This is a genomic window from Acinetobacter populi (genome assembly GCF_002174125.1).
In the GTDB taxonomy this organism is placed as follows: Bacteria; Pseudomonadota; Gammaproteobacteria; order Pseudomonadales; family Moraxellaceae; genus Acinetobacter; species Acinetobacter populi.
In genome coordinates this window covers 617,399-634,364 of the sequence record NZ_NEXX01000002.1, presented here as the reverse complement: position 1 = coordinate 634,364, position 16,966 = coordinate 617,399, and the positions used below count along the sequence as shown (strand labels likewise).

Genomic DNA, 16,966 nt, shown 5'->3' with positions numbered 1-16,966 from the left:
AACATGCTTAAAAAAGCAGTAACACTTGCTGCCAGCTTATTGGTCAGCGCACAAATTATGGCTGTGCCTACAGTTTATCCAACCGGGGTCACCATTTATGACCCGCAAAAGGCATGGAATCAATATACAGTTTTTAGTGGATCTGATCAGAAAAGTTATCTGATTGATATGAATGGGCAGGTCGTGCAAAGTTGGCCTTATCGTGGTTTTCCGACAGAAGTGATTGATCCGGCAGTCAATAAAGGGCAGAAGGGTCATGTTTTTGTACAACTCGAAGAACGTAAAGACAAAGATAAACGAGCATTTGGGAATGGTGTTAACAATCATTCGGTTGCCGAATTGGACTGGAATGGCAAAGTGATCTGGCAATGGTCGGGAGAAAAAGATACAGGGCATGCGTTTCAACATCATGAAATATCACGTCTAAGCAATGGTAATACCTTGATTCTTGCCAATAAAATTCATGCCATTCCCGGATTTAAACTGCAAGAATTGATTGATGATGCCATTTATGAAGTCGATGCAAAAGGTAAAGTGGTCTGGCGCTGGATTGCTTCTGAACATTTAAACGAATTTGGCTTTAGCCCTGAACAGTTGGAATTGGTTCGTAACACGAAGCATGTCGATTATCTGCATTTGAATAATGCGCGTACATTGGGTGCAAATAAATGGTTTGATGCCGGCGATGCACGTTTTCACCCAGATAATATTATTATCGATTCAAGACAGGCAAATTTCATTGCCATTATTGATAAAAAAACCGGTAAGGTGGTCTGGAATCTGGGGCCTAATTATGCATCGGCAGAAAAAGCCAATCCTTTTATACAAGAGGAACAAAAGAATAAGCCTGTCGATCAGTTAAGCGGTTTACATGATGCCAAAATCATTGCAAAGGGCTTACCTGGCGCAGGCAATATTTTGGTCTTTGATAACCAAGGTGGATCGGGTTATCCGGCAGTTTCTTTTGAAATTTCGACAGGTTCTTCTCGCGTGGTTGAGATTGACCCGATTAAAAAGGAAATTGTATGGGAATATCGACCTGGTAGTACTTTCTTTAGCGCATTTACCAGTTTGGCAAGACGTCTACCCAATGGCAATACACAAATTACCGAAGGACAAAGTGGTCGGGTATTCCAGATTACTCCGAAAGGAGAAATTGTATGGGAATATATCAGCCCTTATTTCTCTGAAGCGACCAATGAACGTCCTGCTAACAATAATTTATACCGTGCCACACCTGTGCCATATGAGTGGGCTCCTCAAGGGACATCCCGCAGTGAAGTTGCTGTGATTCCACCGAAACTAACTGAATTTAAGATTGCAGCTGTGCAATAGTCTAATTTCAAAGTATGTTCAGGTAATATGTCATTTGGATATATTGCCTGTTTTTTGATTAAATCGTATGTCATTTAAAATAAAATTTATTAAAGTTGAAGTTATCAAATCATTTATTGTGATATTTATATATTTTATTTAAATATAGTTATTAAATTATTTTTGACCTTGCAATACTTTATATTCGTTATGTATATAGAAATCATAATAAGTTGGAATATTTGTATATAAGGTGACAGTTTTTGTGTGTGATTTCTTTTAATATAAGCTCATAAAACCAGTTTGAATAATATAGCAGGTTAATCCTGAAAAATATTATGGGTTAAGTAATAGGAAAAGCAAATTCTTATTTTCAATTTAAGAATTTCTATATTCAATATTTTGAATATTCCTTTCCTTAAACTTTCCACCAACAAGCTGTATTACCGAGTTTAATCAGGCAATTTTTAGGTCACTGCAAGATATGTCACAAGCATCTACAGAGAGAAAAACGATATGGTTAAATGACGCTAAACCTTCAAAGTTTAGTCAGATTTTAGATCATGCCAATCAAATCGCAGTGCGCTGGTTAGTACCAGTCTTGCTTTTTGTTTTATGGTGGTTTGCATCAAACCAGCAGTGGATGCCTGCACAAATTTTACCGACACCTCAAGCGACTTGGCAGACTTTTCTGGATTTGTCGGCTAACGATTTGTGGTGGCAGTTGGGGATTAGCTTGGAGCGTTTTGCTTTTGGCTTATTGCTTGGGGTTCTCGGCGGTGTATCACTTGGGATTTTACTGGGATATAGCCGTACAGCAGAACAATATATTTCAGGCACTTTTTATGCCCTAGTGATTATTCCTACACTGGCATGGTTGCCTTTATTAATGATCTGGCTGGGTATCGAAAATGCCCTAAAAATCTTTATTATTTTTAAAGCAACGATGGTGCCGATTGCGATTCATACGCAGGCTGGTGTACGGGATATACAGCCAAAACTCAAAGAAATGGCGGCCATTTTACAATTTTCAAAAAAAGATCTGATTTTAAAGTTGTTGTTGCCGGCAACCTTACCTTATTTCTTTACCGGATTAAGACTGGCAATGGCAGCTGGCTGGACCACGCTGATCGCTGTCGAGTTGCTAGCTTCATCAGAAGGTATTGGTTATCTGATGGTGGTCGGACGTCAGTTATTCCAACTGGATATTGTTTTTGTCACCATTATTTTAATTGGTCTGGTTGGGATCTTTTTTGATCTGTTATTGCAATGGCTGGAACGAAAATTTGTATTCTGGCCGCATGCTGCCCTTTCTGCTCATGCTGTCGAGAAAAAATCCAGAAGTCATGCCTTTAAGCCGTGGATTATTCCTGCATCATTACTATTACTTTGGTTTGTATCCACTGCTTTTCACTGGATTTCTGCCGATGTGTTGCCAACTCCTGTTGCAGTATGGCAAGCCCTATCAGTAGGTATCGCTGATGGCTCTCTGGTGACAGCCATGCATCACAGTTTATACCGTGCGTTGTTGGGACTGGTGATTGGGGGCAGCATTGGTGTGGTGACTGGAATCTTGCTGGGTTTATTTAAGCCATTGGAAGATTTGTTTGCACCGACCTTAAATACCTTAAGACTGATTGCCATCTTTGCGTGGATTCCATTGATCACTGCATGGTTTGGATTAGGTGATTTATCCAAAACTGTATTTATTTCGATTGCGACCTTTTTCCCCATGTTTATTGCATCGTGGAAAGGGATGTCGAATGTTCCGAAACAGCTGGATGAAGCATCAGATATTTTACGTCTGAGTTTGCCACAACGTCTGGAAATTTTAATCCTGCCAAGCATTGCACCATCGGTTTTTGCCGGTTTTCGTCTGGCCTTGCTGTATTCGTGGATGGCGTCATTTGGTGCCGAATATCTCATGGGATCAGGTATTGGTATCGGAAGCTACATGATGGCAGCACAACAGCATTTTGAAATGGATCGTGTCATCGCAGCCACAATTTTGGTGGCAGTACTTGGGGCCATTCTGGCCTGGCTTGGAAAAATTACTGAGAACCGTGCGACGGCATGGCGCAAAAATGAAGGATAAAGAGATGAATTCAACTGTCAAAATTCAATCAGATGAAGCCTTAGCTGTCGAACATTTGATACCACGCAAGACTTTGGTGGCATTCCAGAATATTCAGAAATATTTTGTGGTGAATCAAAGCCCGGTCAAAATTATCGAGAACTTTAATCTCGATATCCATGAAGGTGAATTTGTTGCCATTGTTGGCAGTAGCGGTTGCGGTAAATCTACCCTGTTGCGTTTGTTGGCCGGATTAGATGCCGACTTTGAAGGGCAGATCACCATTGATGGTCAGCCGATTCAAGGAATTGGTAATGATCGGGCTGTGGTGTTTCAGGAGCATCGTTTATTCCCATGGCTTACCGTAGAACAGAATATCGAACTGGGTCTGATTAACGAAAAATTAAATACGCAGGACAAGCATCAACAGATTGCCGACGCGATTGCATTGATTGGCCTGAATGGTTTTGAAAAAGCCTATCCGCATCAGCTTTCCGGAGGTATGTCACAACGGGTTGCGATTGCTCGTAGTCTGGTGGCACAGCCACGTATTTTCTTACTGGACGAACCTTTTGGTGCACTGGACGCATTGACGCGACACCAGATGCAAAATGAACTATTGCGGATTCAATCACAGGCGAAAATTACCACTTTGTTTATTACCCATGATGTCGAGGAAGCGGTGACATTGGCAGACCGTGTGGTGATTTTAAAACCCAAACCGGGACGCATTGAGCAAGTGATTCATGTGGATTTACCCCGTCCACGTAACCGTTCTAGTTTTGAATTGCATCAGCTCAAGGAACAGGTATTTAACATTTTGACTGAAGACAAGATTATCTGATTTGGAGCATATGATGAGCGAACTTGGACAAAGTCCCTATAAACGGGCATTGCTGTTTGAGCAGTTAGCTCAAGGTAGCAGTCATGGTTCTGCGCTGGTGGTCGACCCTTTTGTTGGTCAGCATGTAAATCATCAGCCACCTCATTCACAATGGGGCAAAAAGCTATTGCTTGCAACGGGCGTGGTGGCAGTGCTGCATTTCACTGTTTGGTATGTGGCCAAGCAGTTACCAACGCCTGCCCTACCGGAACATAAACCTGAGCCGGTGGTGATCGAAATTATCAAACCTGAACCACCTAAAGTGATTGAACCGGAAATTCCACCTGTGGTGGAGCAACCCAAAATTCCACCGGTTGTTGAAAAACCTCAGCCGGTTAAAAAACAGGTAGAACAACCGAAACCGGTTGAGCAACCCAAACCGCAACTGGTACAAAAAGCGGCACCCCAACCCACACCGCAGCCTGTGGCTCAACCGATCACACAACCGACACTGACGGAAAATGTACGTCCTGTGCCAACACCAGCACCCACTCCTACGCCAGCCCCTGAGCCGACACCACAGCCAGCCGCAGAAAATCTTCCCGTGACGGAAGCCAAGGGGTATGCCGGATACCTCAGTAACCCTAGACCAGAATACCCTGACGTAGCACTGGATCGTGGCTGGGAAGGTTCGGTGATGTTGAGGGTCAAAGTTTCCCCGAGTGGTAGCCCGTTGGAAGTATCGGTAAAACAGGGCAGTGGCAAAAAAGTGCTGGATGATGCCGCAGTAAGAACAGTGAAGCGCTGGAAATTTTCGCCTGCAAAGCGTGGTTCAACGCCGATTGAGGGCTGGGTCGATGTACCAATTAATTATCAATTACCAAGATAACGAAATTGAATTGAATTTTAGAGGAATTTTACCATGACAGATATCAATACCCTGATTCACGATGCAACAATCTGGTTGCTGATCGCTTTTTCCATCATTACTTGGGTTTTTATTGTACTCAAAGCCATACAAACCCAAAAAGCCAGCAAGCAAAGCAAGCAATTTGTCGAAGATTTCTGGCAAGCCAAAAATCTCAATGATGCTATTCAAAAGGCCAATGCGGAGCAGGGGCCAACAGCGCGCATTGCACAGGTGGGTTTTAAAACCCTGATTGATGCCAATGAAAAAACTCATCAGGATTTGCAACAAACCTGGAGTCGTCAGGATTTGCTGGAACGTCATCTGCGTAAGCAAATTTTAACTGAACGTCGCCAACTGGAAAAAGGTTCGGCATTACTGGCGTCGATTGGGAATAATGCCCCATTTATTGGTTTGTTCGGGACAGTATTCGGGATTATTCATGCCTTGCAGGCGATTGCACAATCCGGCAATGCCAGTATGGATGTGGTCGCAGGACCAATTGGTGAAGCCTTAATTGCGACAGGTATTGGTATTGCAGTGGCTGTACCGGCAGTTTTGGCCTATAACTACTTTGTACGAAAAGTTAAATCTATCGGTGCGGATCTTGATGATTTTGCAACAGATTTTGTTAGTCTTAATCAGAAAGCTGGTTTTCAGTTGCCTTCTGCGACTGCTGGTATTCACACAGCAAACGATAAAGCTACGCTATCCAGTGTAAAGTCTGAACTTGGTAAAGAGAAGGAGGTACTTGCATAATGGCAATTTCAACCTCGCAAGATGATGATGTGGTAAGTGAAATCAACATTACACCTTTGGTGGATGTGATGCTGGTTTTGTTGATTGTCTTTATTGTGACAGCACCTCTTTTGACCAATACTGTCAAAGTCAACTTACCCAAGGCTGCGCCGACACAAAGTACCGATCAAAATAAGGCTGTGGTGATCAGTGTTAATCCAGAAGGGGAAATCTTTCTGGATAAGGACAAAGTTGCATTAGAGAATTTTGAACAGGAAATTCAAAACCGGAAAAATGCCAATGATAAATTGGCACTTAATCTGAATGCTGATGAAACTGTTCCTTATGGCACCATTGCAAAATTGCTGGCCGGTATTGAACGGGTTGGTGTAGATAAATTGTCTGTGATTACTGTACCGGGTCAGTAAAATATTTCCAGTGATAAAGCATATCCAGCGGTAAAACATAAAATTTGCCGCTGTTTTATTATGATAAGGACGTTACTTTATTTCGATCATTTAAATATGATTTATATATTAAAAAAAGGAATATTGTAAAACTCAAAAATCATCTATAGTAACCAGAAGTGCAATATCTGGGTGAAAAATATGCAATCTGAATTTGATGGGATACAACCAAATGAAGATTATTACCGGCAGCTTAAACATATTCTTGAGCAGCCTATGGAGAGCAGTGTATTTTTAAAAGAAGAAAAATGTCTGGATTATAAAAAACTGGCAGAAGAACAATTTTTAAAATGCAGATTTATGAATGATTGCACTGCTAGTGAGATTCAATATATTTTTGATCATATCAAAATTAGATATTATTATCAGGGTCAGAAAATTTATTCCAGACATGAAAGCTGTGATGAAATATTTTTTATTTTAAATGGCACAGTCCGGATGGGCTGGAATTCTGAGGGAGGAAAACATACGATTCATCGTTTTATTCCTTCCGGCTCGATTTTAAATATTATTTATTTTATTTCGCAGACTTTGCTGGAGCATGATTATATTGCACATGAAGCCACCGTGGTGGCTATTATTCCCGGTAATGTATTTAAAAAGATTCTGCAACAAAATCCTCAGGTACTTTATCAAACCTTTGAAATGATCTGCAAAAGAACACGTTTACTGGATAACGATATTTACCATCAAAGTACCCAGCCTTTAAGAATACAGCTTGCACGCCAGTTTGTGTATTTAATGGAGTATTTTTCTTCGCAGTATAATGATGTGATCAAATTAAGTATTAAATTGTCACAGGAAAATTTTGCCGAATTATTAAAAGTATCACGACAAAGTATCCGAAAGGAGATTCTGTGGTTTGTGAGTGAAGGGATTATCGACACCAAGTATAATCAAATCTACATTCTGGATCCGGATAGGCTAAGAAAAATAGATTTATTGGAAAACTCTTTAGAGCTTAAGTATGAGTAAATATTGAATAGTTGAAAAATTATATGATGTTGAGTGTTTTGATATTTTAAATTTTATTTTTTATAGCATTTTAAGAGATGATTAGGTTGCGATTTTTGCAACCTTTTTTATGTTGCTATTGCTAGCTGATTGATCGTAGAAAAGATTATATATTTTTGTACAATGTATGGATTTGTTTGTTCTATATTAATCTAAAAATCATCAATACAATGTATATTTGTATGCAGAATTAATAATCAATCTCTCCTTATAATACCGACAAGTTTGTATTTATATGAGTAGGTCATGGCAGAGATATTAGAACAAATTGAGCATAAATTAAAAATTTCTCCGATTACACCACGTATAGGCGCTGTAATAGAGGGCGTATCTTTATCCGGAGACTTGGAATCTGCAATTAGCGATCAGATTTATCAGGCTTTATTGCAATATAAGGTGATTTTCTTTAGAAATCAGACGCAACTGGATGATCAGGAACAGGAGCGCTTTGCAACTTTACTGGGAGAACCTGTCCGCCATCCAACAGTGCCGGTAGCCGCAGAAAGTAATTATATTTTTGAGCTAGATTCACGTTCTGGTGGTCGAGCAGATGTTTGGCATACCGATGTCACTTTTATCGATGCCTATCCCAAACTCAGTATTCTCAGAGCTGTTGTGGTGCCGGAAGTTGGAGGTGATACCACTTGGGCAAATACCGAAACCGCTTATGAAGAGTTACCGTCTTCTCTTAAGGATCTGGCCAATCAACTGCGGGCGATCCATACCAATGATTTTGATTATGGTGGTTATAAACCCAATGCTGATCAAAAGACTTTGCAAAAGCACAAGGAAATTTTTGTTTCTACACACTATGAAACAGAGCATTCGGTGGTTCGTATTCACCCGGAAACAGGTAAGCCAAGTCTGGTATTAGGACAGTTTTTTAAACGCTTTGTCGGATTAAGTGCCAGAGAATCCAGTCGGATTTTTGATATTTTTCAGGAAAGAATTACCAAACCGGAAAATACTGTGCGCTGGAAATGGCAGGCAGGTGATATTGCCATTTGGGATAACCGAGCAACACAACATCTTGCGGTCAATGATTATGGCGATGCTTACCGGCTAATGCGACGGGTTACGCTGGCTGGCGATGTGCCGAAAGGGATTGATGGACAAACCAGCATCACCCTGATTCCAGAGGGTTTATCCACAGATGAATTACAACAGCAGAAAGTCAATGCAGTTTTAAATTCAAATTAATGAATCGCATCGGTTGAGATCACAATGCAAATGAATAAATTAAAAAAACTGGCTGTGCTGTCGTTGTTATTTTGGGGACAGTGGTCATTTGCCCAGACACCAGCAGTAATTCGTATTGCTTCACCAGATTTGACTGCTGGCAGTAAACATGCCGGTGGTGGTGTGGTTGATGTTTTATATAGCAAACGCTGGATTGAAAAAGAATTTTCCAAGGAAAATATCAAAGTTGAATGGTATTTCTTTAAGGGTGCAGGTCCTGCCATTAATGAAGCCTTTGCCAATCAACAACTGGATTTTGCTTTTCTCGGCGATTTACCGCCCATTATTGGTAAAGCTGGTGGGCTAGATACGCAATTATTGGCACCGATATCTCGTGGCATCAGCAATTATCTGGCAGTTCGTCCGGAATTAAATGTCAAAACACTGTCCGATATTAAAGGCAAACGAGTTGGATTGTTACGTGGTACTGCCGATGAATTATCTTTTGTTGCTGCGCTGAATAGTCAGGGTTTAAGTAGCAAAGATGTGCGTGTGGTGAATCTGGATTTTAATGCAGTCAATGCGGCACTGGTGGCAAAAAAGATCGATGCTTCATGGGGACCGGCCCGATTTTTTGCTCTACGTGATAAGGGAATTGTCAAATTACCGGTCAGTAGCCGTCAGTTAAAAGGTGCCGGATCATCTCAGGGCGTATTTTTGGGTAGTCAGCAGTTTATCCAGAAATATCCAAAAGAAACCCAGCGTGTGGTGAATCAGGTGGTCAATGGTTTGCACTGGCTGTCACAGGAAGAAAATCGTATTGCACAAATTGCCTTGTTCTTCACCCAGTCTTCTTATCCTGCCTCGGTCTATGCACAGGAACTGCATGGGGTGAATCTAAAATTCCTGTATTCGCCCTTATTTGATCAATATTACCTAAATCAACTGCAACAAAAAATTAATCTCGCCCAATCACAAGGTTTGATCCGAAAACCCATTGATCAGAAAAGCTGGGTCAATGCCAGTTTTGTCAATCAGGCATTACAGAATTTGAAATTACAACAGTATTGGACGCCTACAGCGAACTACGACTATTTGAAAAAATAATTGAATTGAGGAGAAATAAACAATGGCTGTATTGGATCATCATATATCGGGGCAGACAAAAAATCGAATTGTCAACGGACTGTGCTATAGCGTATTGGCCAGTAGTCTTGTTCTTTGCCTACAACAAGTTTATGCAGAAGAGCCGATTCTGGAGACAAGCGAGTTATCTGATGCCGAAAAAAATGTGCAAGATGTGGCACAATTGGAAATGGTGGTGGTGACAGCGACACGTCGTGAGCAATCATTACAAAAAGTACCCGTAGCAGTATCGGTGCTCAGTGGCAAGACGCTGGAACAACAACAGAAAAACTCGCTTGAAGCCATTGTTTCAGATGTGCCTTCGGTGAACTTCCGGGCTGGTGCATCAAATAAGGATACGTCTTTATTTGTGCGTGGTGTGGGCACCATTACTACTTCTCCTGGGGTAGAACCTTCGGTGTCTACAGTGGTCGATGGTGTGGTATTTAGCCGACCGGGACAGGCAACGCTGGATTTACTTGATATTGACCGAATTGAAGTATTACGTGGCCCTCAGGGGACTTTATTCGGTAAAAATGCCTCGGCAGGTGTGGTTAATATTGTCACTAAAAATCCCACCAGTTATCCTTCGGGTTATGTCGATGTCTATGCTACCAGCGATAAGGAACAACGCATTCGGCTGGGTGTATCAGGCACATTGATACCCGATACCTTAAAAGCCAATGTCACCGCTTTACTGGGTAATTTTGACGGCAATGTCAAAAATCTTTATTACAACAAAGATGTCAACGGCTATAAAAATTATGGTTTTAGAACCAAATTTGAATATACGCCATCAGATACGCTGGTTCTGGGTCTTACTGCGGATTATATCCATAAAGATGGTACCAATCCGACTGCTGTTGTGGTGAAAAATAGTAATGCCGCCTATGCCAGTGCATTACAACCAATTGTCCCTCATGCTGAAAATCGTCAGGTGATTGAAAATACCAGTGCATCGACCGATGATACCAATCAGGGACTGGCATTGACCGCAGATTGGACCTTGCAGAATCATCAGCTTTCATCAATTACGGCATTCCGGCAATGGAAAAATACACAAATTGGTGATGGGGACCAACTCTCTGCGGCAACACCAAGTTTTGCAGGCATTGCTGATCGGGGGGATGTCAATACCAAACAGTTTTCGCAGGAACTGCGTATCAAACCGCTGGAAAATGGTTTCTTTAACTATGTTGCCGGACTGTATTTTTCCAAAAATAAAAATGATGAAACCTATCAGCGTCAGTCGCAGTGGTATGACAGCACGGCTTCGAATTATGTGACCGATTTTGGCCGGGCAGTCTATAACACCGATAGCACCAACTACGCAGTTTTTGGTGAAGGTACAGTGAATTTTAATGATCGGTTGCGATTGGTCGCAGGCTTACGTGTGACACGTGATGAATTGTCCTATGATCATCAGCGTAGCTCGACCATTCCTGTGAGTGTTGGTGTGCGTAATGCCATTCGCTCGCCTTATGCCAGTTCAGGATCGACTTCGGAAACCGGAATTTCTGGACGTATTGGTCCACAATTTGATTTTTCACCCAATATCAATACCTATTTGACCTATTCCCGAGGTTATAAAGGTCCTGCGTATAATGTTTATTTTAATATGCAGCAAATTGATACGCCTGTGCTGGATCCAGAAACCGCAGATTCATATGAGCTGGGCTTTAAATCACAATGGCTGGATAATCGCTTACGTCTGAATATTGCAGGCTTTTATACCGACTATCAAAATTATCAGGCCAACTTCCGTACCTTGGATCCAAGCGGATTTCCAATTACCCGACTGGTTAATGCTGGGGATGTTTCGACCAAAGGGATAGAGCTTGATAGTGTTTATAAAGTCAGTTCCGATTTAAGCTTGAGTCTTTCGGCTGCCAATATTATTGCCCGTATTGAGGACTTTAAATGCCCGCCAACAGACAGTGCCTGCCCGAATGTAAATGGTAAACCATTGCCGTTTTCACCTGACTGGAAGATCAATGCTCAAGTAGATAAATTTATCCAGCTAGCCAATAACAAACGGATTGAATTATCGACCCAATACTCATGGCAAAGTGAGGTGCAATATAGTCTGGATCAAAATGCAAATACCATTCAGCCGTCCTACGGCATCTGGAATGCCGGTATAGCACTAAATGATACCGGGTCGGATTGGCGTGTCGCATTGAATGTGCGCAATATTCTGGATAAATCCTATGCGACTTTACTGGGCACCAACGGCGATCGCATTACCCGTCAAGTGCCAAGAGATGACGAACGTTATTTTGGTTTGTCGTTTAGAAAAGACTTTTAAAAACAATTTGTGCGATTGATGAAGATCACCCACAGCTAAAAAAGTGGGTGACAAACATGAATATAAGGTAAAGCCATGAATCAGATTATTTCGCCCTCTGTCACGAATGCGGCAACAGAGGGTGCAACGCCACAGCTACATTTAAATTTATTTTTAGATGGTTTTGGACATCATGTTGCCAGTTGGCGTCACCCCGAAAGTCAGTTAAATCGCTCGGCATTTGCAAGATATCTTGAGGCTGCAAAAATTGCCGAACAAGGAAAATTCGATGCAGTTTTCTTTGCCGATAGTCTGGCAATGGACCCCAATGTAACGCATTCAGGCAAAGTACGTGGACACGAAATTGAACCATTAACGCTATTGTCGGCAATTGCTGCACAAACCTCGCATATTGGTTTAATTGGTACAGCAACCACGACTTATAATGAGCCTTATCATATCGCAAGAAAATTTGCCTCACTGGATTTGATTTCAGAAGGGCGGGCAGGCTGGAATCTGGTGACTACCGATCTGGCAGCCGAAGCATTGAATTTTAATAGTGAAGTACATGTACCGCATCAGGATCGTTATGAACGGGCCGAGGAGTTTTATGATGTGGTGCAGGGTTTATGGCAAAGCTGGGAACAAGATGCATTGCTCAAGGATAAAGCACAAGGACAATTTTTTGACCCGGAAAAATTGCATCCATTAAATCATCGGGGAAAACATTTTAAAGTGGCCGGCCCTTTAAATGTAGGCCCGAGTGCACAGGGTCATCCCATCATTGTGCAGGCAGGCAGTTCTGAACGTGGTAGGGAACTAGCAGCCAGAACAGCAGATGTGATTTTTACCGCACAAGCCGATTTTCAAACTGCGCGGGCATTTTATGCAGACGTAAAAAGCCGTTTATCCCGTTATGGCAGGCAGGCGCATGAGTTAAGTATCTTACCGGGCTTGTATGTGGTGGTGGCAAAGACCGAACAGGAAGCTTTGTACAAGCAAAAAATTCTCGATGATCTGATCGAAGAACGGGTTGGACTGGGTTTATTGGGTCGTATGCTGGGTAATTTTGATCTATCAACGCTAGATGTCGATGCCCCTTTGCCTGAGCTGGAATTAACCCAAACTGGACAACAAAGCCGGCAGGCATTATTTACCCGTCTTAGTCAGGAACAGGGATTGACAGTCAAACAGCTTTATCAGCGTGTTGCCGCAGGGCGCGGACATTTTAGTCTGGTTGGTACAGCAGATATGATTGCCGACCAGATGGAATACTGGTTAAAGCATCAAGCTGCCGATGGTTTTAATATCATGCCTGCCTTATTGCCTAGTGGCGCGCAAGATTTTATCGAACAGGTGGTACCGATTTTACAACAGAAAAAAATCTTTAGGACGGAATATTCGGCAACAACCCTCAGGGCGCATTATCAACCTACACAGATTGCATAAAACACCATCTGTATAAAGCATGATGTGCCAGATAACCGAAAACCTCATAAGCTAAAATTAACGAGAGCCATCTTATGTACTTTGCAGCAGAAAACCGTTATCAACAATTAAATTATCGAAAGGCCGGGAAAAGTGGTCTGGTTTTGCCGCCATTGTCTCTCGGTTGCTGGCATAACTTTGGTGATGATACACCGCTAAGCCGACAGCAGGAGATTTTGCATACTGCATTTGATCTGGGTATTAATCACTTTGATCTGGCCAATAACTACGGCACACCATTTGGCAGCGCAGAACGTAATATCGGACATTTCTTAAAACGGGATTTTAAAGCCTACCGGGATGAATTGATCATTTCTACCAAAGCAGGCTGGGATATGTGGCCGGGACCTTATGGACAAGGCGGAAGTTCGCGAAAATATTTAACTGCCAGTCTGGATCAGAGTTTAAAACGGCTGGGTGTGGATTATGTCGATATTTTTTATTCCCATCGTTATGACCCGGAGACACCGCTTGAGGAAACTGCCGAAACACTGGCGGATATTATCAGACAGGGAAAAGCTTTATATATTGGTATTTCTTCGGGATATACGCCGGAACTGACCAGACAGCTTGCTGCACAATTGGCCGAATATAAAGTGCCTTTAAGATTGCATCAGCCATTGTATAATCTATTCCATCGCGAGATTGAGCAAGGCTTGTTTGACAGTGCAGACCAGCTCGGTTTTGGCATTATTGTTTTTTCTCCCTTGGCTCAGGGGCTTTTGGGTGGGCGTTATTTAAATGGTATTCCTGCCGACTCGCGGATTGGTCGGGGCAGTCGTTATCTAAAACAGGAACAGCTGGATAGCGGATTACTGGATAAGATCAAACAACTCAATGAGATTGCCCAAAATCGTGGACAAAGTCTGGCGCAATTGGCTTTGGCATGGGTATTACGTGATCCGCATGTCAGCTCTGCAATTATCGGGGCAAGTACATCACAACAGGTGATTGAAAATGTAAAAGCGCTGGATAATCTTAGTTTTTCTGCACAGGAATTACAGGCAATTGATGCGGTAATTAATCAATAGTGTTGAGAGTAAAAAATAAATTGATCATTGTGTAATAAAGTGAATATATATTTTTTATTTTAAATCACCTGCTTTAATGTGTGATAAAAATCAGCATTAAAGCAGGTGTTATCCGAATAAATCCTGATTAGCGACCAGTAACGATTTTAACAATTGCATGAGTTAAGATATTTTCAAGAACGTAGTCATTATTGACTTTGATCCAGCGTTGATTTTTACCCGGTTTTGGTAATTTATGCGCTGAATATCCAACCTTATAATTGTTTGAGTGATAAGCAGTAGGTACTTTACCACCCACTTTCCAGTCTTTTGAAGGCGTTACTTTTTTCACCTGTTGTTGAGGTTTTTGTTGTTGCTGAGGCTTTTGCTGCTGTTGTGGTTTTTGCTGTTGTTGAGAAGGTTGTTGGCCATGTTGTTCATGTTGTGGTGCAGGCGCAGCAAACGCTGTACTTGCCATGAAAACTGATAATACTGAAGCAGCCATGATTTTAGAGAAATGTTTCATATTTTCACCTTTGCATTTAATTAAGTGTCATTGACATTAAGGACATTACAGCAAATTGCAAAGTAGAAAAATTGTATTTGTTGTAATTTGTTTTTAATATTATGAATAAATTAAGAATATTGATAAATATTGAAAATTTATGCAATGATTATATTATTTCAGGTAAAAAAAAGCCTAGATTCTTGGGGAAAAATCTAGGCATAAAAAGAGGATATTTACTGCTAAATATCCTCGGGGGTTGTTCTTGAGGACGTATATAAATATGAGCTAAAGTTATGGATTAATTATGTAGAACATGTGTTTAATCTCGAATGTCCTGTAAGCGAGTCGCTAACACTATACCAAGACATAATACAAGGCTCAGGGCTAGGCTTAAGCCAAACCATCCATAGTTTTCCCACACCAGACCACCACTACTGCCGAGAAAACTTGAACCAAAATAATAACTAAATAAATAAAGCGAAGCAGCGACGGCACGCTGAGACTTGGCTGTCTGTGATACCCAACTACTGGCTGTGGAGTGTGCGGCGAAAAAAGCAAAAGTAAACATAACCAGCCCGATACACAGTATCCAGAACTGATGTACGCTTGCCATGAACCACAAAGCGATGAGCATGCTGCACAGCATAAAAATTAACAGGTGTTTACGCCCAAAGCGTTGCGCCCAGGCCGCGGCACGTGGGGAACTGTAAATTCCAGCCAGATAGGCTGCGGCCAATAAACCCAAAGTACTTTGTGCCACATTAAAGGGGGGCTGTAATAAATAGTAATTTAAATAGTTATATACCGTAACGAAACAGCCCATCAGGATAAATGCCTGTGCAAATAAAATGCAGAGTTGTGGATTTTTTAGATGGAGTTGAAAGCCTTTACCTAATTTCTTTAAAGAAAAAGCCGTGGCCTGAAAAAATCTGGAATCGGGTAATAAATAATAAAATAAAATGGACATGGCCAGATTCAGTATGCCCAGAAACAAGATCACATGATGCCATGAAATATATTCCAGCAGCACGCCGGACATCAAGCGTCCACTCATCCCGCCAATGGCTGTCCCGGAAATATATAAGCCCATGCTAAAGCCGATATCAACTGGACGCACTTCTTCTGCGACATAGGTCATGGCAACGGCTGCAACGCCACTCACAGATAAACCAATGGCAATCCTGCTCAATAGAAAAAACCACCATGAGGGGATGAAACTACTTAAAATCGTTAAAATTGAAGCACCCAACAGGGAGCACACCATGATCGGTTTACGACCAAGTGCATCAGAAATAAACCCAGTAATCAGTAACCCAAATGCCAGTGCCAGTGTAGAAAACGACAGCGCAAAGCTGCTTTCCGAAGGGCGAAGCAGAAAAGAGTGAGCCAGTTCTGGCAACATTGGCTGGACACAATAGAGCAGGGAAAATGAGGCAAAACCTGCCAGAAATAGTGCAAGGATGACCGCTCGATAAGCGGCTGTACCACGGCTTAACTGTAAAGGGGGATTAGACATGAAGGGCTCCAAAGCTGGTAGCAGTATAAGCCAAAATAAAACGATTGTTTTAGGCTACGCGGTCTTCTAGAGGCTTATTTTAGATGTCATGATCATTTTCTAGGCGGTGATCAATTGGCATAACTTGTGTATATAACTTGGGGATTTGTGCCATTAAAAAGTGTCTTTAGCATTTAAATAGATAACTATACTGGTGTATAGTATATAAAACCTTGTCATGAGTAAGCCATGCCCAAGCAAATTGAAGACAAAAAGAAAATTCTTGTCCGTGTAAAAAAAATACAGGGACAGGTACACGCCATTGAACGTGCGCTGGAAGGGGATACACCCTGTGCTGCAATCCTGCAACAAATTTGTGCAATCCGTGGTGCGATGAATGGCCTAATGACCGAGTTATTAGAAGTCCATCTCAAAGATACACTAGTTGCAGGTGAGTCCACCGAGCAACAACGCCATGATGAACTGTCTGACATCAGTAAAATTCTTAAATCCTATTTGAAGTAACCAGAAAAGGAG

At 41.8% G+C, this 16,966-nt stretch carries 15 protein-coding genes; 13 read left to right on the top strand and 2 right to left on the bottom strand.

Going from position 1 to position 16,966, the window contains the following annotated elements; genetic code table 11:
* Positions 1-3: 3 nt before the first annotated feature.
* From CAP51_RS09050 to CAP51_RS08995, 12 genes are all read left to right on the top strand, one after another.
* On the top strand, positions 4-1,335 hold the full coding sequence (locus CAP51_RS09050) for an aryl-sulfate sulfotransferase (RefSeq protein ID WP_087620400.1): 1,332 nt from the start codon (positions 4-6) through the stop codon (positions 1,333-1,335).
* 463 nt (positions 1,336-1,798) lie between these two features.
* Positions 1,799-3,409: an ABC transporter permease gene (locus tag CAP51_RS09045; protein ID WP_140404422.1), complete on the top strand. Its 1,611-nt coding sequence runs from the start codon at positions 1,799-1,801 to the stop codon at positions 3,407-3,409.
* Between the two features lie 4 nt (positions 3,410-3,413).
* Positions 3,414-4,232 carry an ABC transporter ATP-binding protein gene (locus CAP51_RS09040; RefSeq protein WP_087620448.1) on the top strand — a complete coding sequence of 273 codons (819 nt, stop codon included), beginning with the start codon at positions 3,414-3,416 and terminating at the stop codon, positions 4,230-4,232.
* 13 nt (positions 4,233-4,245) lie between these two features.
* Positions 4,246-5,100: an energy transducer TonB gene (locus CAP51_RS09035; protein ID WP_087620399.1), complete on the top strand. Its 855-nt coding sequence runs from the start codon at positions 4,246-4,248 to the stop codon at positions 5,098-5,100.
* A gap of 33 nt (positions 5,101-5,133) precedes the next feature.
* The gene (locus tag CAP51_RS09030; protein ID WP_087620398.1) at positions 5,134-5,877 is read left to right on the top strand and encodes a MotA/TolQ/ExbB proton channel family protein; all 744 of its coding nucleotides are present in this window, start codon (positions 5,134-5,136) and stop codon (positions 5,875-5,877) included.
* Entirely contained in the window at positions 5,877-6,284 is a 408-nt protein-coding gene (locus CAP51_RS09025; protein ID WP_087620397.1) for an ExbD/TolR family protein, read from the top strand. The genes CAP51_RS09030 and CAP51_RS09025 overlap by 1 nt, the downstream gene beginning before the upstream one ends.
* A gap of 180 nt (positions 6,285-6,464) precedes the next feature.
* Entirely contained in the window at positions 6,465-7,298 is an 834-nt protein-coding gene (locus tag CAP51_RS09020; protein WP_087620396.1) for a Crp/Fnr family transcriptional regulator, read from the top strand.
* 285 nt (positions 7,299-7,583) lie between these two features.
* Entirely contained in the window at positions 7,584-8,537 is a 954-nt protein-coding gene (locus CAP51_RS09015; RefSeq protein ID WP_087620395.1) for a TauD/TfdA dioxygenase family protein, read from the top strand.
* A 24-nt stretch (positions 8,538-8,561) separates the two neighbouring features.
* Positions 8,562-9,623, top strand: coding sequence for an ABC transporter substrate-binding protein (locus CAP51_RS09010; RefSeq protein WP_087620394.1), 1,062 nt, complete (start codon positions 8,562-8,564; stop codon positions 9,621-9,623).
* 22 nt (positions 9,624-9,645) lie between these two features.
* Entirely contained in the window at positions 9,646-11,949 is a 2,304-nt protein-coding gene (locus CAP51_RS09005) for a TonB-dependent receptor (protein WP_087620393.1), read from the top strand.
* Positions 11,950-12,024: 75 nt separating this feature from the next.
* Entirely contained in the window at positions 12,025-13,377 is a 1,353-nt protein-coding gene (locus CAP51_RS09000; protein WP_087620392.1) for an LLM class flavin-dependent oxidoreductase, read from the top strand.
* 74 nt (positions 13,378-13,451) lie between these two features.
* The gene (locus CAP51_RS08995) at positions 13,452-14,447 is read left to right on the top strand and encodes an aldo/keto reductase (RefSeq protein ID WP_087620391.1); all 996 of its coding nucleotides are present in this window, start codon (positions 13,452-13,454) and stop codon (positions 14,445-14,447) included.
* Between the two features lie 127 nt (positions 14,448-14,574).
* Here CAP51_RS08995 and CAP51_RS08990 read toward each other — a convergent pair whose 3' ends face one another.
* Together CAP51_RS08990 and CAP51_RS08985 are read right to left on the bottom strand one after the other, a co-directional pair.
* Positions 14,575-14,952: an RcnB family protein gene (locus tag CAP51_RS08990; protein WP_087620390.1), complete on the bottom strand. Its 378-nt coding sequence runs from the start codon at positions 14,950-14,952 to the stop codon at positions 14,575-14,577.
* Positions 14,953-15,253: 301 nt separating this feature from the next.
* Positions 15,254-16,450 carry an MFS transporter gene (locus tag CAP51_RS08985; protein ID WP_087620389.1) on the bottom strand — a complete coding sequence of 399 codons (1,197 nt, stop codon included), beginning with the start codon at positions 16,448-16,450 and terminating at the stop codon, positions 15,254-15,256.
* Positions 16,451-16,678: 228 nt separating this feature from the next.
* Here CAP51_RS08985 and CAP51_RS08980 point away from each other — a divergent pair, with 228 nt between their 5' ends.
* Positions 16,679-16,954 (top strand): metal/formaldehyde-sensitive transcriptional repressor, encoded by a 276-nt coding sequence (locus CAP51_RS08980; RefSeq protein WP_087620388.1) that lies wholly within the window; start codon positions 16,679-16,681, stop codon positions 16,952-16,954.
* Positions 16,955-16,966: the final 12 nt, after the last annotated feature.